The organism is Pseudomonas fluorescens (assembly GCF_001902145.1).
Lineage (GTDB): Bacteria > Pseudomonadota > Gammaproteobacteria > Pseudomonadales > Pseudomonadaceae > Aquipseudomonas > Aquipseudomonas fluorescens_BV.
In genome coordinates this window covers 47,707-65,254 of the sequence record NZ_MRST01000016.1, presented here as the reverse complement: position 1 = coordinate 65,254, position 17,548 = coordinate 47,707, and the positions used below count along the sequence as shown (strand labels likewise).

General features: G+C 61.0%; 14 protein-coding genes. 7 read left to right on the top strand and 7 right to left on the bottom strand.

Going from position 1 to position 17,548, the window contains the following annotated elements; all coding sequences use genetic code 11:
- Positions 1–15: 15 nt before the first annotated feature.
- Complete coding sequence (rloA, locus tag BUE92_RS03610; RefSeq protein ID WP_014719501.1) at positions 16–540, bottom strand: retropepsin-like aspartic peptidase RloA; 525 nt, start codon at positions 538–540, stop codon at positions 16–18.
- Positions 541–810: 270 nt separating this feature from the next.
- Here rloA and BUE92_RS03605 point away from each other — a divergent pair, with 270 nt between their 5' ends.
- The 6 genes from BUE92_RS03605 (at position 811) to prpD (ending at position 9,367) form a co-directional block, all read left to right on the top strand.
- A complete protein-coding gene (locus BUE92_RS03605; RefSeq protein ID WP_073521959.1) occupies positions 811–1,524 on the top strand; it encodes a GntR family transcriptional regulator in 714 nt (237 codons plus the stop codon).
- Complete coding sequence (prpB, locus tag BUE92_RS03600; RefSeq protein WP_073521958.1) at positions 1,521–2,414, top strand: methylisocitrate lyase; 894 nt, start codon at positions 1,521–1,523, stop codon at positions 2,412–2,414. Before BUE92_RS03605 ends, prpB begins: the two co-directional genes overlap by 4 nt.
- Before the next feature lie 156 nt (positions 2,415–2,570).
- Positions 2,571–3,698, top strand: coding sequence for a bifunctional 2-methylcitrate synthase/citrate synthase (prpC, locus tag BUE92_RS03595; protein ID WP_073521957.1), 1,128 nt, complete (start codon positions 2,571–2,573; stop codon positions 3,696–3,698).
- Positions 3,699–3,886: 188 nt separating this feature from the next.
- Positions 3,887–6,481 (top strand): Fe/S-dependent 2-methylisocitrate dehydratase AcnD, encoded by a 2,595-nt coding sequence (gene acnD, locus BUE92_RS03590; protein WP_073521956.1) that lies wholly within the window; start codon positions 3,887–3,889, stop codon positions 6,479–6,481.
- A gap of 11 nt (positions 6,482–6,492) precedes the next feature.
- Complete coding sequence (prpF, locus tag BUE92_RS03585) at positions 6,493–7,683, top strand: 2-methylaconitate cis-trans isomerase PrpF (RefSeq protein ID WP_073521955.1); 1,191 nt, start codon at positions 6,493–6,495, stop codon at positions 7,681–7,683.
- 199 nt (positions 7,684–7,882) lie between these two features.
- Complete coding sequence (gene prpD, locus BUE92_RS03580; RefSeq protein WP_073521954.1) at positions 7,883–9,367, top strand: 2-methylcitrate dehydratase; 1,485 nt, start codon at positions 7,883–7,885, stop codon at positions 9,365–9,367.
- A 135-nt stretch (positions 9,368–9,502) separates the two neighbouring features.
- Here prpD and BUE92_RS03575 read toward each other — a convergent pair whose 3' ends face one another.
- The 5 genes from BUE92_RS03575 to BUE92_RS03555 are packed head-to-tail and all read right to left on the bottom strand — an operon-like array spanning position 9,503 to position 15,031.
- Positions 9,503–10,237, bottom strand: coding sequence for an alanyl-tRNA editing protein (locus BUE92_RS03575; protein ID WP_073521953.1), 735 nt, complete (start codon positions 10,235–10,237; stop codon positions 9,503–9,505).
- A gap of 2 nt (positions 10,238–10,239) precedes the next feature.
- Positions 10,240–11,232, bottom strand: coding sequence for a serine O-acetyltransferase (locus BUE92_RS03570; RefSeq protein WP_073521952.1), 993 nt, complete (start codon positions 11,230–11,232; stop codon positions 10,240–10,242).
- 37 nt (positions 11,233–11,269) lie between these two features.
- Positions 11,270–12,184, bottom strand: a complete 915-nt coding sequence (locus BUE92_RS03565; RefSeq protein ID WP_003193306.1) for a PLP-dependent cysteine synthase family protein — start codon at positions 12,182–12,184, stop codon at positions 11,270–11,272.
- A 16-nt stretch (positions 12,185–12,200) separates the two neighbouring features.
- The gene (gene moeB / locus BUE92_RS03560) at positions 12,201–14,063 is read right to left on the bottom strand and encodes a molybdopterin-synthase adenylyltransferase MoeB (protein ID WP_073521951.1); all 1,863 of its coding nucleotides are present in this window, start codon (positions 14,061–14,063) and stop codon (positions 12,201–12,203) included.
- A 23-nt stretch (positions 14,064–14,086) separates the two neighbouring features.
- Positions 14,087–15,031, bottom strand: a complete 945-nt coding sequence (locus tag BUE92_RS03555) for a DMT family transporter (protein ID WP_073521950.1) — start codon at positions 15,029–15,031, stop codon at positions 14,087–14,089.
- 109 nt (positions 15,032–15,140) lie between these two features.
- Between BUE92_RS03555 and BUE92_RS03550 the strand changes: the two genes are divergently transcribed.
- Positions 15,141–16,565, top strand: a complete 1,425-nt coding sequence (locus tag BUE92_RS03550; RefSeq protein WP_073521949.1) for an aminotransferase-like domain-containing protein — start codon at positions 15,141–15,143, stop codon at positions 16,563–16,565.
- A 121-nt stretch (positions 16,566–16,686) separates the two neighbouring features.
- Here the strand turns inward: BUE92_RS03550 and ppsR are convergent, their stop codons facing one another.
- Entirely contained in the window at positions 16,687–17,505 is an 819-nt protein-coding gene (gene ppsR / locus BUE92_RS03545) for a posphoenolpyruvate synthetase regulatory kinase/phosphorylase PpsR (protein ID WP_003193298.1), read from the bottom strand.
- Positions 17,506–17,548: the final 43 nt, after the last annotated feature.

The following is a 17,548-nucleotide window of genomic DNA, read 5'->3' as shown; positions in this document are numbered from 1 at the left end:
GTTTACTCGGCGGTATTAAGCGTCGGCGGCGCAGGCGGGTTTGCCTGCTGCATATTTAAGACTGGGGTCGACCAGCGCATCAAAGCGTTTCAAGGCTTCGGAGCCAATCAGCAGCGGGTATTGGAATGCGCTGCGGTCAGTCAAGTTCACTTCGATGCTGCGTAAAGCACTGCCCATGCAGATATCCAGCGCAATCACTGGGCGGGCGGTGTAGTTCTTGTCCTCATCGGGGTCGTAGTCGCCGGCGCGGCGCTTGATCTTGCTGACACGCGCCAGGGGCAGTTCGATGGGGTGGGAATGGGCGGTGTCGATGGCCAGGTAGAAGCGTACCCAGGATTCGCCATTGCGCTTGAAGCGCTTGATATCGCGGGCACTCAACGAGGCGGTCTTGGCGCCGGTGTCGAGTTTGGCCGCCACTTCCAGGTCGATACCCGCAAGCTTGGCGTATTCGTTCAGGCCGTACACGGTCTTCTCGGCGCCAGCGCCAAGGCTCGGTATGCACAGCAGGCACATCACTAGTAGGTAAGGCTTGAGTCTCATAAATCCTGAGGCAGGGCAGTGCACTGTTCATTTCAAGGCGACTGGCATTGCTGCGCAATCTCGGGTGCGCCCTTTCATCATCTGATGTCAGGCAAAAGCGGCGGGCATTCTAACATGATGCTTTTTTGGCGCCAGCGCTGGCAGGCGGCCATGCCTTGGCAAGCGAATGAGGGGGTTATTAGACGATTGTCGACAATGTGTATTTATTCTTTGACTGCGAGCGGCTTATTGGCTAGTTTTTGCGGCATTGATTTTAAAGGTGTCGACAATATGTTGGGGCAACTGGAAAAACCAGCGGTGGCATCAGACGATTCCCAGACCATGTCGGAGAACGTCTTCCGGCGTATCCAGGCCGCCATCGTCAAAGGCGAAATTGCCCCCGGCAGCAAGATTTCCGAGCCGGAGCTGGCGCGCACCTACGGCATCAGTCGCGGCCCGCTGCGCGAAGCGATCCACCGCCTGGAAGGCCAGCGCCTGCTGGTGCGGGTGCCTCATGTCGGCGCGCGGGTGGTGTCTTTGAGCCACGCCGAGCTGGTCGAACTGTATGAGATCCGCGAGTCACTGGAGGGCATGGCCTGTCGCCTGGCCGCCGAGCGCATGACTGACGCAGAGATCGAGGAGCTGCGTCAGGTGTTGCACACCCACGAACGGGACGCGGCGTTCCAGGCAGGTGTCGGCTATTACCAACAGGAAGGCGACTTCGATTTTCATTACCGCATCATTCAAGGCGCTGGTAACCGCACCCTCACCCAAATGCTCTGCGGCGAGCTGTACCAATTGGTGCGCATGTACCGCATCCAGTTCTCCGCCACCCCCAATCGTCCACGCCAGGCCTTTGCCGAGCATCACCGCATTCTGGACGCGATTGCCGATCGCGACGGTGAACTGGCCGAACTGTTGATGCGCCGGCATATCGGCGCCTCCAAACGCAACATTGCCCGTCACTTCCCGGACGGTGCTCCTTCATCACGAGGTGAGTCATGAGTTCCAAAAACAACAGCACTCCCGGCCAGCGTTTCCGTGACGCCGTTGCCAACGAACAGCCCCTGCAAGTGGTGGGTGCCATCAACGCCAACCACGCACTGTTGGCCAAGCGCGCCGGCTTCAAGGCGATTTATCTGTCAGGTGGTGGTGTAGCCGCCGGCTCTCTCGGCGTGCCGGACCTGGGCATCACCGGCCTGGATGACGTGCTCACCGACGTGCGCCGCATCACCGATGTATGCGACCTGCCGCTGCTGGTGGACGTGGACACCGGTTTCGGCTCCTCGGCGTTCAACGTGGCGCGTACCGTCAAGTCGATGATCAAGTTCGGTGCCGCCGCCATCCATATCGAAGATCAGGTCGGCGCCAAGCGCTGTGGTCATCGCCCGAACAAAGAAATCGTGTCCCAGCAGGAAATGGTCGACCGCATCAAGGCCGCCGTGGATGCGCGCACCGATGACAGCTTCGTGATCATGGCGCGCACCGACGCCCTGGCGGTCGAGGGACTGGAGTCCGCCCTGGAGCGTGCCGCTGCGTGCATCGAGGCCGGTGCCGACATGGTGTTCCCGGAAGCTATCACTGAACTGGAGATGTACAAGCTGTTCGCCTCCCGCGTAAAGGCGCCGATCCTGGCGAACATCACCGAGTTCGGCGCCACACCGCTGTACACCACCGAACAGTTGAAATCTGCGGATGTTTCCATTGTGCTGTACCCGCTCTCGGCCTTCCGTGCCATGAACAAGGCTGCCGAGAATGTCTACACCGCGATTCGTCGCGACGGTACCCAGCAGAACGTGATCGACACCATGCAAACGCGCATGGAGCTTTACGATCGCATCGACTACCACACCTTCGAGCAGAAGCTCGACGCGCTGTTCGCCGCGAAAAAGTAATTGCACTGTAGGAGCGAGCTTGCTCGCGAAGATCGCCAACGATAACGCGGGAAACCTGGAGAAACGCGATGCCCTTGCGTTTTTCGCGAGCAAGCTCGCTCCTACAGGGTGTGAGCTGGACGGCTCCCTGAATAATTACAAAATTGGAGAAGAACCATGGCACAAGCAAAAGTATTGAGTGGTGCTGGCCTGCGTGGCCAGGTCGCCGGGCAGACTGCACTGTCCACTGTGGGCCAGGCCGGCGCCGGCCTGACCTATCGTGGCTACGACGTGCGTGAGCTGGCCGCCGACGCACAATTTGAAGAAGTCGCCTACCTGCTGCTGTACGGCGAATTGCCAACCCAGGCCGAACTGGCCACCTACAGCAACAAGCTGGGCAAACTGCGTGACCTGCCCCAGGCCCTGAAAGAAGTGCTCGAACGCATCCCCGCCGACGCCCACCCGATGGACGTGATGCGCACCGGTTGCTCGTTCCTGGGCAATATCGAGCCGGAGAAAGACTTCAGCGTGCAGCGCGATGTCACCGACCGCCTGCTCGCCGCGTTCCCGGCGATCATGTGCTACTGGTATCGCTTCAGCCACGACGGCCAGCGCATCGACTGCGTGACCGACGAGCCGAGCATCGGTGGCCACTTCCTGCACCTGCTGCATGGCAAGAAGCCGAGCGAGTTGCACGTCAAAGTGATGAACGTGTCACTGATCCTCTACGCCGAACACGAATTCAACGCTTCGACCTTCACCGCACGGGTGTGTGCATCGACATTGTCCGACCTGTATTCCTGCGTCACCGCTGCCATCGGCTCCCTGCGCGGCCCGCTGCATGGCGGTGCCAACGAAGCGGCGATGGAAATGATCGAGCGTTTCTCCTCGGCCCAGGAAGCGGTTGAAGGCACCCTTGGCATGTTGGCGCGCAAAGACAAGATCATGGGCTTTGGCCACGCGATCTATAAAGACAGCGATCCTCGCAATGAGGTGATCAAAGGCTGGTCGAAAAAACTCGCTGACGAAGTGGGCGACACCGTGTTGTTCCCGGTCTCCGAAGCCATCGACAAGACCATGTGGGAACAGAAGAAGCTGTTTCCTAACGCCGATTTCTACCATGCCTCGGCGTACCACTTCATGGGCATCCCGACCAAGTTGTTCACGCCGATCTTCGTATGCTCGCGCCTGACCGGCTGGGCTGCGCATGTGTTCGAGCAGCGCGCCAACAACCGCATCATCCGTCCGAGCGCCGAGTACACCGGCGTTGAGCAGCGCAAGTTCGTGCCAATCGAACGTCGCTGAAAAACTACTATCTCGGGCTGGAAACCCGATCAAAGTGTGGGAGCGGGCTTGCTCGCGAATGCGGTGTAACAGTCGCCGAGTGTGTTGAATGACACGCCGCTTTCGCGAGCAAGCCCGCTCCCACATTTAGGTCTCATTCCAACTCTGGATCCGGCTTCTTTTGCACTTACCGTGACCGAGTCCTGACGATGAACACTGATTTTCGCAAACCACTCCCCGGCAGCCGCCTGGATTTCTTCGACGCCCGTGCGGCTGTCGAGGCAATCACCCCCGGCGCCTACGCCACGTTGCCCTACACCTCGCGCGTCCTCGCGGAGAACCTGGTGCGCCGTTGCGACCCGGCCACCCTCGACGCGTCCCTGAGCCAACTGATCGAGCGCAAGCGCGACCTCGACTTCCCATGGTTCCCGGCCCGCGTGGTGTGCCATGACATCCTCGGCCAGACCGCCTTGGTCGACCTTGCCGGCCTGCGTGATGCCATCGCCCAGCAGGGCGGCGACCCGGCGCAGGTCAACCCGGTGGTGCCCACCCAACTGATCGTCGACCATTCCCTGGCCGTCGAGGCCGGTGGCTTTGACCCGCAAGCGTTCGAAAAAAACCGCGCCATTGAAGACCGTCGCAACGAAGACCGTTTCCACTTTATCGAGTGGACCAAAAAGGCCTTCAAGAACGTCGATGTGATCCCGCCGGGCAACGGCATCATGCACCAGATCAACCTGGAGAAAATGTCCCCGGTGATTCAAGTGCGTGATGGCGTGGCCTTCCCGGATACCTGTGTCGGCACCGACAGCCATACGCCCCACGTGGATGCCTTGGGTGTGATCGCCATCGGCGTTGGCGGCCTGGAGGCCGAGAGCGTGATGCTCGGCCGTGCGTCGTGGATGCGCCTGCCGGAAAGCGTGGGCGTGGAATTGACCGGCAAGCTGCAACCGGGCATCACCGCCACCGATATGGTGCTGGCGCTCACCGAATTCCTGCGCCAGCAGAAGGTGGTCGGCGCCTGGCTGGAGTTCTTCGGCGAAGGGGCTTCGGCACTGACCTTGGGTGACCGTGCGACCATCTCCAACATGGCCCCGGAGTACGGCGCCACCGCCGCGATGTTCTACATCGACGCGCAAACCATTGCCTACCTCAAACTCACCGGTCGCGAAGACGAACAAGTCGCCCTGGTCGAGCAATACGCACGTCACACCGGCCTGTGGGCCGACGACTTGAAAGGCGCGCAGTACGAGCGCAGCCTGAGCTTCGACCTCTCCAGCGTCGTGCGCAACATGGCGGGCCCGAGCAACCCGCATGCCCGTCTGGCCACCCGCGACCTGGCGTCAAAAGGCATCGCCGGCCACTGGGATGACGTGCCAGGGCAAATGCCCGACGGCGCAGTGATCATCGCCGCCATCACCAGTTGCACCAACACCAGCAACCCGCGCAACGTGATCGCCGCCGGCCTGTTGGCACGCAACGCCAACAAGCTGGGGCTGACCCGCAAACCGTGGGTCAAGTCGTCCCTGGCGCCGGGCTCGAAAACCGTGGCCATGTACCTGGAAGAAGCCGGGCTGGGCCATGAGCTGGAAAAACTCGGCTTCGGCGTGGTGGCCTTTGCCTGCACCACCTGCAACGGCATGTCGGGCGCGCTCGACCCGGTGATCCAGCAAGAGATCATCGACCGCGACCTGTACGCCACCGCAGTGTTGTCGGGTAACCGCAACTTTGACGGGCGCATTCACCCTTACGCCAAGCAAGCGTTCCTGGCGTCGCCGCCGCTGGTGGTGGCCTATGCGATTGCCGGCACCATTCGTTTCGACATCGAAAAGGACGTGCTCGGCCTGGACGCCGACGGCAAGGAAATCCGCCTGCAAGACATCTGGCCGAGCGACGAAGAGATCGACGCGGTGGTCAAGGCATCGGTAAAGCCAGAGCAATTCCGTGCGGTGTATATCCCGATGTTCGCCATCCACGAAGACACCGGCCCCAAAGTCACGCCGCTGTATGACTGGCGCCCGCAGAGCACCTATATCCGCCGCCCACCTTACTGGGAAGGCGCGCTGGCCGGAGCACGGCCACTCAAGGGCATGCGCCCGCTGGCGGTGCTGCCGGACAACATCACCACCGACCACCTGTCGCCGTCCAACGCCATCATGCTCGACAGCGCCGCCGGTGAGTACCTGGCGAAAATGGGCTTGCCCGAGGTCGACTTCAACTCCTACGCAACCCACAGGGGCGACCATTTGACGGCGCAGCGCGCCACCTTCGCCAACCCGAAACTGTTCAACGAAATGGTGCAGGAAAACGGCAAGGTCAAGCAGGGCTCTCTTGCGCGTATCGAGCCGGAAGGCAAGGTCACGCGGATGTGGGAAGCCATTGAAACCTACATGGAGCGCAAGCAACCGCTGATCATCATCGCCGGCGCCGACTATGGCCAAGGTTCGTCCCGTGACTGGGCGGCCAAGGGCGTACGCCTGGCCGGCGTGGAAGCGATTGCCGCCGAAGGCTTCGAGCGCATCCACCGCACCAACCTGGTGGGCATGGGCGTGTTGCCGCTGGAATTCCTGCCAGGCACCGACCGCCACACCCTCAAGATCGACGGCAGTGAAACCTATGACGTGGTCGGCGAGCGCACCCCGCGTGCGCAACTGACCCTGGTGATCAACCGCAAGAATGGCGAACGTGTCGAGGTGCCAGTGACCTGCCGCCTGGACACCGCCGAAGAAGTGTCGATCTACGAGGCCGGTGGCGTGTTGCAACGTTTCGCCCAGGACTTCCTGGAATCAAAGGCGACCGCCTGAAGAGGATAACCATGGCACACGTAGCGCAAATCAAGATCCCCGCCACCTACATGCGTGGCGGCACCAGCAAGGGCGTGTTCTTCAGCCTCCAGGACCTGCCCGCAGCGGCACAGGTGCCGGGCCCTGCACGCGACGCCTTGTTGCTGCGGGTGATTGGCAGCCCCGACCCCTATGACAAGCAGATCGACGGCATGGGTGGGGCCACCTCGAGCACCAGCAAGACCGTGATCCTGGCCAAAAGCAGCCGCGCCGATCACGACGTGGATTACCTGTTCGGCCAGGTCTCCATCGACAAGCCATTTGTCGATTGGAGCGGCAACTGCGGCAACCTGTCGGCGGCGGTGGGTTCGTTCGCCATCAGCGCCGGCCTGGTCGATGCGGCCCGCGTACCCCATAACGGCGTGGCCGTGGTGCGGGTGTGGCAGGCCAATATCGGCAAGACCATCATCGCCCACGTGCCGATCACTGACGGCGCGGTGCAGGAAACCGGCGACTTTGAACTGGACGGCGTGACCTTCCCGGCCGCCGAAGTGCAGTTGGAATTCATGGACCCGGCGGCGGAAGAAGAGGGCGGTGGGGGTTCGATGTTTCCCACCGGCAACCTCGTCGACGACCTGGAGGTACCCGGCGTCGGTACCTTCAAGGCCACGTTGATCAACGCCGGTATCCCGACGATTTTCATCAATGCCCAAGACCTGGGCTACACCGGTACCGAGCTGCAAGGCGCAATCAACAGCGACCCCAAGGCCCTGGCGATGTTCGAGACCGTACGGGCGTATGGCGCGTTGCGCATGGGCCTGATCAAACACCTGGACGACGCCGCCCAGCGCCAGCACACGCCCAAGGTGGCGTTCGTCGCCAAGCCTGCCGATTACGTGGCCTCCAGCGGCAAGGCGATCAAGGCCGGCGATGTGGATTTGCTGGTGCGCGCCTTGTCCATGGGCAAACTGCACCACGCGATGATGGGCACCGCGGCGGTGGCGATTGGCACCGCGGCGGCGATTTCCGGCACCTTGGTCAACCTGGCGGCGGGCGGCGTAGAGCGCAATGCCGTGCGCTTCGGGCACCCGTCCGGCACCTTGCGCGTGGGGGCCGAGGCCAGCCAGGTGAACGGTGAATGGGTGGTGAAAAAAGCCATCATGAGCCGCAGTGCGCGTGTGCTGATGGAAGGCTACGTGCGCATTCCAGGCGACGCCTTCTAAAGGTCTACACAGAACCCCTGTGGGAGCGGGCTTGCCCGCGAATGCGGTGTGTCAGGCACCGAAATGCTACTGAACCACCGCATTCGCGAGCAAGCCCGCTCCCACAGGGGGCGCTATTTCAAGGCTGGCAATCAGACCGGCCATCACACCATTAATCGTAAGCCCGAGGATTATCACTAACCTATTTTGGAGAACTGCCATGAGCGCCAACGTCGACCAGAACAACCGTCCCGACTACGACCAGGTTTTGCAGGACATCGCAGACTACGTCCTCAACTACCGCATCGACTCCCAGGATGCCCTGGATACCGCCCGCAACTGCCTGATGGACACCCTCGGCTGTGGCCTGCTGGCCCTGCGCTTCCCCGAGTGCACCAAGCACCTGGGGCCGATCGTGGAGGGCACTGTGGTGCCGTTCGGCGCACGGGTGCCGGGCACTTCGTTTCGCCTGGACCCGGTCAAGGCCGCCTGGGACATCGGTTGCATCGTGCGCTGGCTCGACTACAACGACACCTGGCTCGCCGCCGAATGGGGCCACCCTTCGGACAACCTTGGCGGCATCCTCGCCGTGGCCGATCACCTGTCGCAAAAACGCCTGGCCAACGGCGATGCGCCGCTGACCGTGCGAGCGGTGCTGGAGGCGATGATCATGGCCCACGAGATCCAGGGTGTGATTGCCCTGGAAAACTCTTTCAACCGTGTAGGCCTCGACCATGTATTGCTGGTGAAAGTCGCTACCACGGCGGTCACCGCCAAGCTGATGGGTGCCAGCCGCGAGCAGCTGCTATCGGCGTTGTCCCACGCCTTTGTCGATGGCCAGGCGCTGCGCACCTATCGCCATGCACCGAATGCCGGCTCGCGCAAATCCTGGGCGGCGGGCGATGCATCGAGCCGCGGCGTGCGCCTGGCTGACATCGCCCTGCGTGGCGAAATGGGCATTCCCGGCGTGTTGAGTGCGCCGCAATGGGGCTTCTACGACGTGCTGTTCAGCCACACCAACAAGGACCTGGCGCTCAAGCCCCAGGACAAGCGAGCCTTCAGCCTGCCCCAAGCCTACGGCACCTATGTGATGGAAAACGTGCTGTTCAAGATCAGCTTCCCGGCCGAGTTTCACGCGCAAACCGCCTGTGAAGCGGCAGTCGCCCTGCATCCGCAGGTCAAGCATCGTTTGCATGAAATCGACCGTATCGTGATCACTACCCACGAGTCGGCGATTCGCATTATTTCCAAGGTCGGCCCATTGGCCAACGCCGCCGATCGCGACCACTGCCTGCAATACATGACCGCCGTGCCCTTGGCGTTCGGCACCCTGGTGGCCGAGCAGTATGAAGATGATTTCCACGCGGCCCACTCGATCATCGATGAGCTGCGCAACAAGATGGTCATCGTCGAAGACCCGCGCTATAGCCGCGAATACCTGGAGGCCGACAAACGCTCCATTGCCAACGCGGTGCAGGTGTTTTTCACGGATGGCACCTGCACCGAGCAGGTGGTGGTGGAGTACCCGATTGGCCATCGTCGTCGTCGGGTGGACGGCATTCCACTGCTGGAAGACAAGTTCAAGGCCAACCTGGCCACGCGGTTCACAGCGCAGCGCAGCGCTGAGATTTTTGCCCTGTGCAAGGACCAGGCGCGGCTTGAGGCGACACCTGTGAACCGTTTCATGGACCTGTTCACGATCTGAAAAACTACACGGTCACTGTAGGAGCGAGCTTGCTCGCGAAAAACCCATAGGCGCCGCGCTTATTCAGGAAACACGCGTTATCGTTGACGTTTTTCGCGAGCAAGCTCGCTCCTACACAGAGGCAATGACGCAGGCTCAAGCGTGTTCAAACCGCAGTATCACCCGGCGGTTGTGCTTGCTTTTTTTCTCGATCTTCTCGCAGAACACCCGGCCGATTTCCTCGGTATTGAGCACATGGGTACCGCCGCAGGGCTGGATATCGATGCCGGGGATTTCAATCACCCGTACCGAACCCGAGACCACCGGCGGCGCAACCGCCTGGGTGCGGGTGATCTGCAGCAGGGTCGCGTACTCGGTGGCCGGCATCGACAGAGTTTTGACCGCGTGGGCTTGTTCGATAAGGGCGTTGAGGTCTTGGGTGAGGCGGTCTTTGTCCAGTGTCATTTCCGGCAGGTCGAAATCCAGGCGGCCTTTATCCGCGCTGATGCTGCAACCGGTCACGGGCGCGTCGATGAGGGAGCACAGCAAGTGCAGGCAAGTGTGCATCTTCATGTGCTGGTAGCGCCGCTCCCAATCCAGCCCGGCGTCGACCTGAACGCCAGCGGCCAACTGTTCGGGGCAGTGGTCCACCTGGTGCCAGATGATCGAGCGCAACACTGGGTCGCGCACGGTGCCGGTCACTTGCACCCGTGTGCCATCGGCCAAAGTGAGGTGACCGGTATCGCCCGGTTGCCCGCCGCCGGTGGGGTAGAACAGGGTGTGCTCCAGGGCGATACCCTGTTCGCTGACGGCAATCACTCGGGCGCTGAATGCGTTCTGGTAGGGCGCGCTGTCGAACAGCGCCAGGGTTTCCATGGTATGCACGGACATGTTCAACCTCCGACGATCAATGGGCTGGCCTGCAAGAGGTGGCGCACCAGCGCGCTCAAGCCAGGGGGGGAGAGCAGGGTGATTTCAAATTCCGGCCCGCACACCTTCAGGTTCAGCGGCAGGCGTGGCAGTTGTTCGCCGTTGTCGAGGCGACGCAGGCGAAACTGCAAGTGGTGCCGCTCTTTCACCGTGGGTTCAAGCATCAACCCTTGCAGCGGATGAAAGTCGGCGTCCAGCACGGTGACCTTATGGCCGGCACTCACTTCGCCCACCACGTGCAAGCGCTCATCCAGGGCAAAGGCGCCGAGGTAGTTGGTGTGGTCCGATTCATCGTTTTTCTGCAGTTGGATCTGGTTGACCACCTTGACCTTGGTACCTGCCGGCACGTCCTGGGTAATCACACAGGAGGGGCTGATAAATACGTTATCGCCGATCGACACGTAGCCAAGCACCCGGGCGCCGGCGCCGACTTCGACGTTGTTGCCCAGGCACGGGTGGCGTTTGCCGTCCGGGTTGTTGGCAATACCGCGCGCACCCAGGGTCACGCCGCAGAGGATGTAGCAGTCGTTGCCGATCACGCAGGTCTCGCCGATGACCGTGCCGTAGCCATGGTCCAGCACAAAGCGCCGGCCGATGCGAGCTGCCGGGTGAATCTCGGCGCCGGAGAGGATCTTGCCCTGGTTACTCAGCTTGAGGGCCATGCGCGAAAACTCGCCGTGGTCAGCGGACTGGAAATGCCACACCAGATGCGCAAGGCGGTAGAACAGCACGGCCTTGAACGAGGCGTAGGATTCCAGGATCAACTCACCGCGCCCACGGGACGCGGGGTCGCGATAGGCATAGGCAATCAGGTCCTCGGCCACCGCCTGGGCGGCGTTCTGGATCAACGGCGCCAGGTGCGGCTCTAGCTGCTTCATCTGTCTGGGCGTCAGGGTGGTGATGAGGTGGGTGAGCAACTCATCGTGCAGCTGTTGCATGTCGATAAAGCCCCCCATGGAGACACCCCCGTATGTTGAATGGTTGGAAGCCCCGTTATTCGAAACTGGGCAGGTAGCTGTCGGCATTGTCGTAGACCATGGTCAGCACCACCGTTTCAGGCGGCAGTTCGGGGGCGAGTTGGGCGATGGCAACCATGTTGGCGGCCGAAGACAGCCCCAGGCTGATGGCATCGGTGCGCATGATGCGCTTGATCATGTCCAGGCAATCGGCGTGCGACACCTTGAGCATGCCGTCGATCACGTCCAGGTTCAGGATGCTGGGGATCAGCCCGATCGACAGGCCCTGGATCCCGTGCGCCGCGTGTCGGTCTTTGAGCAGGTCGCATTCTTCCGGTTCTACGCCCATCACTCGCAGCGCGGGCCAGGCGGCCTTGAGGGTTTCGCCGATACCGGTGATGTGTCCCCCGGTGCCAATGCCGCTGACGAAGTAGTCCACGCGCTGTTCACCGAAGGCGCGAAGGATTTCCGGGGCGGTGGTGTCGCGGTGGGTTTGGGGGTTGGCGCCATTGCGTTGCTGGTTGAGCATCACGTAGTTGGGGTTCTCCAACTGCAGCTCCATGCACTTCTCGCCGTGGGAGTTATTGCCCAGGCGGCTGTCGGACAGCACTACCCTGGCGCCGTACAGGCGCAGCAGCTTCTGTTTTTCCGGGCTGTAGTTGTCAGGGATCACCAGTACCACTTTGTAGCCCAGCACATTGCCGGCCATCACCAGGCCAATGCCGGTGTTGCCGCCACTGGGTTCGATGATGGTCTGCCCGGAATCACGGATCAGCACGCCGCGGCGCTCGGCATCCAGGATCATGCCCAGGGCAATGCGCGCCTTGTGGCTGCCGCCGGGGTTGAGAGACTCCAGCTTGGCGTAGACCTCGATGCCGAGGTCTTCGGAAAACTGGGCCAGACGCACGATCGGCGTTTGGCCGATGACATCGAGAATGGAGTTATGCAGCATCAGCAGGCCCCCACTCTCAGTACAACGGCATGTCAGGTTCGACGTCGCGAACCCAATGTTTCATGCCGCCCTGCAGGACCTTGGTGTTGGCAAAGCCGGCTGCCAATAGCGTGCTGGCGGCTTGCTCGGCGCGGGTGCCTGCGTAGCAGATCAGGTAGTGGGTGTTGTCGCGGCTCAGGCTGGCGAGCTGCCCATCCAGTTCCGCCAGCGGGATATGCACCACGCCCGGTAATTTGCATACCTCCAGTTCGCTGGCGTCACGCACGTCCAGCAAGACATCGGCGCTGCTGGGGTGTTCGAGCACTTGCTTGAGCACCTGGGGCTTGATGTAGCGTTCCGCGGCCAGGGAGGGCTGGCTCGGTACGGCATCGGCGCAGGTGGCCGACGCGACGGTTTCGCTATGGCGCAGGTCCGAGCAGCAGGGGCAGTCGGCGCGGCGCTTGAAGCGGATCTCGCTGAACTTCATCGCCAGCGCGTCGAAGCGCATCAAGCGGCCGGACAGGGGTTCGCCAATGCCGATCAGCAATTTGATCGCCTCGGTGGCCTGGATCATACCGACCACGCCCGGCAACACGCCGATCACACCGCCCGCGCTGCAATTGGGCGCCAGCTCAGCGGGCGGGGCCTTGGGGAACAGGCAGCGATAGCACGGCCCACCTTTATGGTTGAGCACGCTGATCTGCCCGTCGAAACGGTAGATAGCGCCGTACACCAAAGGTTTGCCCAACTGCACACAGGCGTCGTTGACCAGGTAGCGGGTGTCGAAATTGTCGGTGCCGTCTATCACCAGGTCATAGGCGCCCACCAGTGCCAAGGCGTTGTCGCTGTTGAGCGCGGTGTTGTACGCGTTGATCTGGATATGCGGATTGAGGTCCAGCAGACGCTGCTTGGCGGACTCGACCTTGGGCATGCCCAGGGTGCTGTTGCCATGCACAATCTGGCGTTGCAGGTTGCTGCTTTCCACCACATCAAAGTCCACCAGCCCCAGGGTGCCGATGCCGGCCGCGGCGAGGTACAGGCTGATGGGCGAGCCCAGCCCGCCGGTACCGATGACCAGCACCTTGGCTTTCTTCAGGTTCAATTGGCCTTCGCGGCCGACGCCCGGCAGGGTGATGTGGCGCACGTAGCGCTGCACTTCTTCGTTGCTCAGGGTGTTGATGTCCATGCCGCCTGAGGTGGCGAGCAACACTTCGATCCGGGATTTCGGCGGCAGGGCTTCATCGGCTTCGATCAGCGCCTCCTCGGCGGTAAACAGGAAGTGTTCCTTGAGCTGGTTGTTCTTTTCATGGAACAGGTGCTGACGCAATTGGGGGTGATTGGTGCAGAGGTTTTCAATGACTTCGCGCAATGTCGATCCGGCGCCCTCGAGGGTCGATCCCGGCAGCTTGGCCACGCGAACCAGAATGTCGGGGAAAGAGACAGCGTTCATGGTCAACTCCGTGTGCAGGTCGTTGAAAGGTTGAGGGGAGAAATGCTTGCCATCCCAGGCAAACAGCTTGGAGCCCAGGGCCTGGCCCTGGCGGACATCCACCACCAGGTAGCTGACGGGGAAGATCGGCTCGCCCAGGAACAGTGCCTTGTCCTGGTCTTCGTCACTGAAATAGGCGCCGACATCCGGGTGTGAGTGGTAGATCACCACCACCGGGTTGTCACTGCGAAACGCCTTGTTCATCAGCAGGGTGTCGGCCACCGAAAAGGTGTAGCCATTGGCCGCGCTGCGTGGGTACATCTCGGGGTTCTTGCGGTGCAGCTCATTCTGGATATTGCGGCCCAGGTACACGCTGCCGTCGGCGAAGACGAAACCACAGCACTCCTCGGGGTAGCTGCGGCTAGCGTGGGCGTAGATCTGTTCCAGGGCGGTGGGGCGGAGGACGTCCATGTTTCTCTCGCGTTGGTTGAGGGTCACTTTTTCTTGGCCATGAGTTTTTCGATCGGCAATTTGGTGATCGCAAAGCCGGCCAGCAGGATCGCCGAGTACAGCATCAGGTCGCGGGAAATTTCCACGCCTTCGTACCAGGCACCGATGATGACTGCGAACACCGGGAAGATGATGAAGACGAACGACAGGATGATCGGGCTCAGGCGCTTGAGCAGCATGAAATACACAATGAACCCGCCCACCGAGGCCACCAGCCCCAGGTAGAACAGCGCGCTCCAGGAGCGCAGGGTGATGTCGTCGAACGTCGGTGTTTCAAACCACAGGCCGGCCAGGAACAGCATCAATCCGGCAATGCCGATGGGCAGGGTGTTGTAGGTAATGACGCTGATGGCGCTGCCTTTTTGCTTGGTGATCACATAGCACAAGGCATGCATGATCGCGGCGCTGAGAATGGCCAGTACCCCGAAGAACTCGGCGTGGTCCAGGTGCAGGCCCTGGCTCCTGATGATCATGTAGAGGCTGCCGAAACCGATGCCGATGCCGACCACCTGGGAAAAATAGATGCGCTCGCGCAGGAACAGCGCGGAGAAGATCAGGATGAACACCGGCATGCAGCTGAACAGCAGGGCGGTGAGGCCCGACGACACATGCATTTCGCCGTAGTTGAGCAAATAGTAGGGAACGCTGAAGTAGGACAGGGTCACGAATACGAAGAACCAGCGGCTTTCCCGGGGAAACAGGATCGGCTCACGGCGCACCATGGCAAAACACAGGAACAGCGGAAACGCGATCAGAAAGCGCAGGCCGGCGGATGTCAGCGGCGGCACGCTCTCGACGGCGATCTTGATGCCCAGCCAGGTAGTGCCCCAACTCAGGCACACGATAAGGAACATCACGCTGGTCACCAGCCCGGCGAGCCACTGTTTTTGCGTTTTTGTTTTTGCAGTGTTTTCGATAACGGCGGACATTGGCATCGTTTATTGCTTCCCTGAGCCGGAATTGAACTCTATATTGAACTTGTAATGAGTTATGTTTATCGGCGATTGAACCCGTAAAAGCACACTATTAGGGCGAAAGATGGCTGTCAAAACAAATATTGACATGGTGTCAATTATGCGTGAGGGCTTGTCCAACGGGCAGGGCGTGAAGTACAAGCGCCTGTCCGATGTGATGGAACGGGGCATCCTCGAAGGCTTGATTGAACCGGGACGAAAACTGCCGCCCCATCGGGTGCTTTCCGACAATTTAGGCGTGACCATCGGCACCATCAGCCGGGCTTACGGTGAGCTGGAACGCCTGGGCCTGGTGGTTGCGCGGGTAGGTGACGGCACCTTCGTGCGCAAGCGTGGGATGGAGCGCCAGCGTGATGAAGGTTTCCGTAATTTCAGCGAGGAGCCGCGCCAGTATTTCGACATGAGCCGCAACATGCACATTCCCGGGCAAGAGACGGTGTTTCTCGCCCAGAGCTTCCAAACCCTGTCGACCAACGCCAAGTTCCTCCAGGACATCAGCGCCTACACCCCGGACGCTGGCCTGCCGCGCTACCGGGAAGCAGGCGCGCAATGGCTGGTGCAGCGCGAGTTTCATCCGATCCCCGAGCAGGTCATCTGCGTCAACGGCGGCCAGCACGGCTTGCTGTGCGCGATGATGGCGTTGCTGCGCGCTGGCGATACGGTGGTCACCGAGCAGTTGACTTACCCCGGGCTGATTACTGCTGCGCGCATGCTGGGGGTGCGGCTGATCGGCCTGGAGATGGACGAGGAAGGTGTGCTGCCCACGGCGCTGGATGAGGTCTGTCGCAATCACCGGATTTCGGCGTTGTATTGCACGCCGACTATCCAGAATCCGACGACCGCAGTGTTGTCGGTTGCGCGCCGCGAAGCCTTGGCAAGGGTGTGTCGCGAACATAACCTGCTGATTCTGGAGGACGAAGCCCACGGCGTGCTGGTGGAGGACCGTCCGCCGCCCCTCAGCTATTTCGCGCCCGAGCGTACGATCTTGATCAGCAGCCTGAGCAAAGCGGTGTCGGCAGGTTTGCGGGTGGGCTACGTGCATGCGCCGCCGGCGCTGGTCAGCCGTATCTCGGCGGCGCTACGTTCGACCTGCTGGATGGCCACACCTGTGACCCTGGAACTGGCGACCCAGTGGATTGAAAACGGCACGGCGGAATATTTGTTGCGTCAGCAGATCAACGAGATCAGCCGTCGCAAGACGCTGGTCGAAGATTTATTGAACGGCCTGGCCTACCGCACCCACCTCAATAGCCCGCACTTCTGGATCGAGGTGCCGGAACCCTGGCGTGCCTCGGAAATCGAGGCGGAGCTCAAGCAGAACAATTACCTGATCGCCACCGCTGAAGCATTTGCCGTGGGGCAGACGGCGGTGCCGCAGTTTATTCGGGCGAGTATCTGCAACACGTCGGGCGATGATCAGTTACTGCGCGAGGGGTTTGATGCGCTGGCGACGGCGTTGGGGCAGGGGGGCGGGCGGTTTCATCTGTGAGACCGCGTCATCGTTCTTCGCGAGCAAGCCCGCTCCCACATTGGACCGAGTTCCCTCTTTGGAACAGGGTCAAACTGTGGGAGCGGGCTTGCTCGCGAAAGCGCCAGTTCAGGCAATACAACTATTTGAATCTGCGCTCCACACCCTTCTCCACCAGAATCTTCGCCGAAATCTCTTCCACCGAAAAATGCGTGGAATTGATGTGCGCAATATTCTCCCGGCGGAACAGATTTTCTACTTCACGCACTTCGAATTCGCACTGGGCATAGCTCGAATAGCGGCTGTTGGGCTTGCGTTCGTTGCGGATGGCGGTCAGCCGGTCCGGGTCGATGGTCAGGCCGAACAGCTTGTGTGAATGCGCGCGCAAAGCGGCGGGCAGGGTCAGGTGTTCCATGTCGTCTTCGGTCAGCGGGTAGTTGGCCGCACGAATACCGAATTGCATCGCCATGTACAGGCAGGTCGGGGTCTTGCCGCAACGCGATACGCCCACCAGGATCAGGTCGGCCTTGTCGTAGTAGTGGGTGCGGGCGCCGTCGTCGTTATCGAGGGCGAAGTTCACCGCCTCGATACGCTCCATATAGTTGGAGTTATGCCCGATGGAATGGGACTTTCCGACGGAATAGGAGGAGTGTTCACTCAACTCCTGTTCCAGCGGCGCCAGGAAGGTCGAGAAAATGTCGATCATGAAACCATTCGACGTTGCGAGAATCTCACGAATGTCTTGATTGACGATGGTGTCGAAAATGATCGGGCGAAAACCGTCTTTTTCAGCCGCCAGATTGATTTGTTGTACCATGGCCCGCGCTTTATCCACGCTGTCTATATAAGGCCGGGTGAATTTGGCGAAGGTAATGTTTTCGAACTGCGCGAGCAGGCTCTGGCCCAATGTTTCGGCTGTGATGCCGGTGCCGTCGGAAATAAAGAAAGCAGATCGTTTCATTTGAGCCCTGGGCCTTAAGCTGATGGCGAATCTTGGATATGAT

What these genes read in the sequence shown, in the direction of transcription:
- BUE92_RS03575 (WP_073521953.1), bottom strand. Translation starts at nt 10,237, where the DNA reads ATGTCCGTGCATACCATGGAAACCCTGGCGCTGTTCGACAGCGCGCCC.
- prpB (WP_073521958.1), top strand. Translation starts at nt 1,521, where the DNA reads ATGAGTTCCAAAAACAACAGCACTCCCGGCCAGCGTTTCCGTGACGCC.
- moeB (WP_073521951.1), bottom strand. Translation starts at nt 14,063, where the DNA reads ATGGACGTCCTCCGCCCCACCGCCCTGGAACAGATCTACGCCCACGCT.
- prpC (WP_073521957.1), top strand. Translation starts at nt 2,571, where the DNA reads ATGGCACAAGCAAAAGTATTGAGTGGTGCTGGCCTGCGTGGCCAGGTC.
- BUE92_RS03605 (WP_073521959.1), top strand. Translation starts at nt 811, where the DNA reads ATGTTGGGGCAACTGGAAAAACCAGCGGTGGCATCAGACGATTCCCAG.
- prpF (WP_073521955.1), top strand. Translation starts at nt 6,493, where the DNA reads ATGGCACACGTAGCGCAAATCAAGATCCCCGCCACCTACATGCGTGGC.
- ppsR (WP_003193298.1), bottom strand. Translation starts at nt 17,505, where the DNA reads ATGAAACGATCTGCTTTCTTTATTTCCGACGGCACCGGCATCACAGCC.
- rloA (WP_014719501.1), bottom strand. Translation starts at nt 540, where the DNA reads ATGAGACTCAAGCCTTACCTACTAGTGATGTGCCTGCTGTGCATACCG.
- BUE92_RS03565 (WP_003193306.1), bottom strand. Translation starts at nt 12,184, where the DNA reads ATGCTGCATAACTCCATTCTCGATGTCATCGGCCAAACGCCGATCGTG.
- acnD (WP_073521956.1), top strand. Translation starts at nt 3,887, where the DNA reads ATGAACACTGATTTTCGCAAACCACTCCCCGGCAGCCGCCTGGATTTC.
- BUE92_RS03550 (WP_073521949.1), top strand. Translation starts at nt 15,141, where the DNA reads ATGGCTGTCAAAACAAATATTGACATGGTGTCAATTATGCGTGAGGGC.
- BUE92_RS03555 (WP_073521950.1), bottom strand. Translation starts at nt 15,031, where the DNA reads ATGTCCGCCGTTATCGAAAACACTGCAAAAACAAAAACGCAAAAACAG.
- prpD (WP_073521954.1), top strand. Translation starts at nt 7,883, where the DNA reads ATGAGCGCCAACGTCGACCAGAACAACCGTCCCGACTACGACCAGGTT.
- BUE92_RS03570 (WP_073521952.1), bottom strand. Translation starts at nt 11,232, where the DNA reads ATGGGGGGCTTTATCGACATGCAACAGCTGCACGATGAGTTGCTCACC.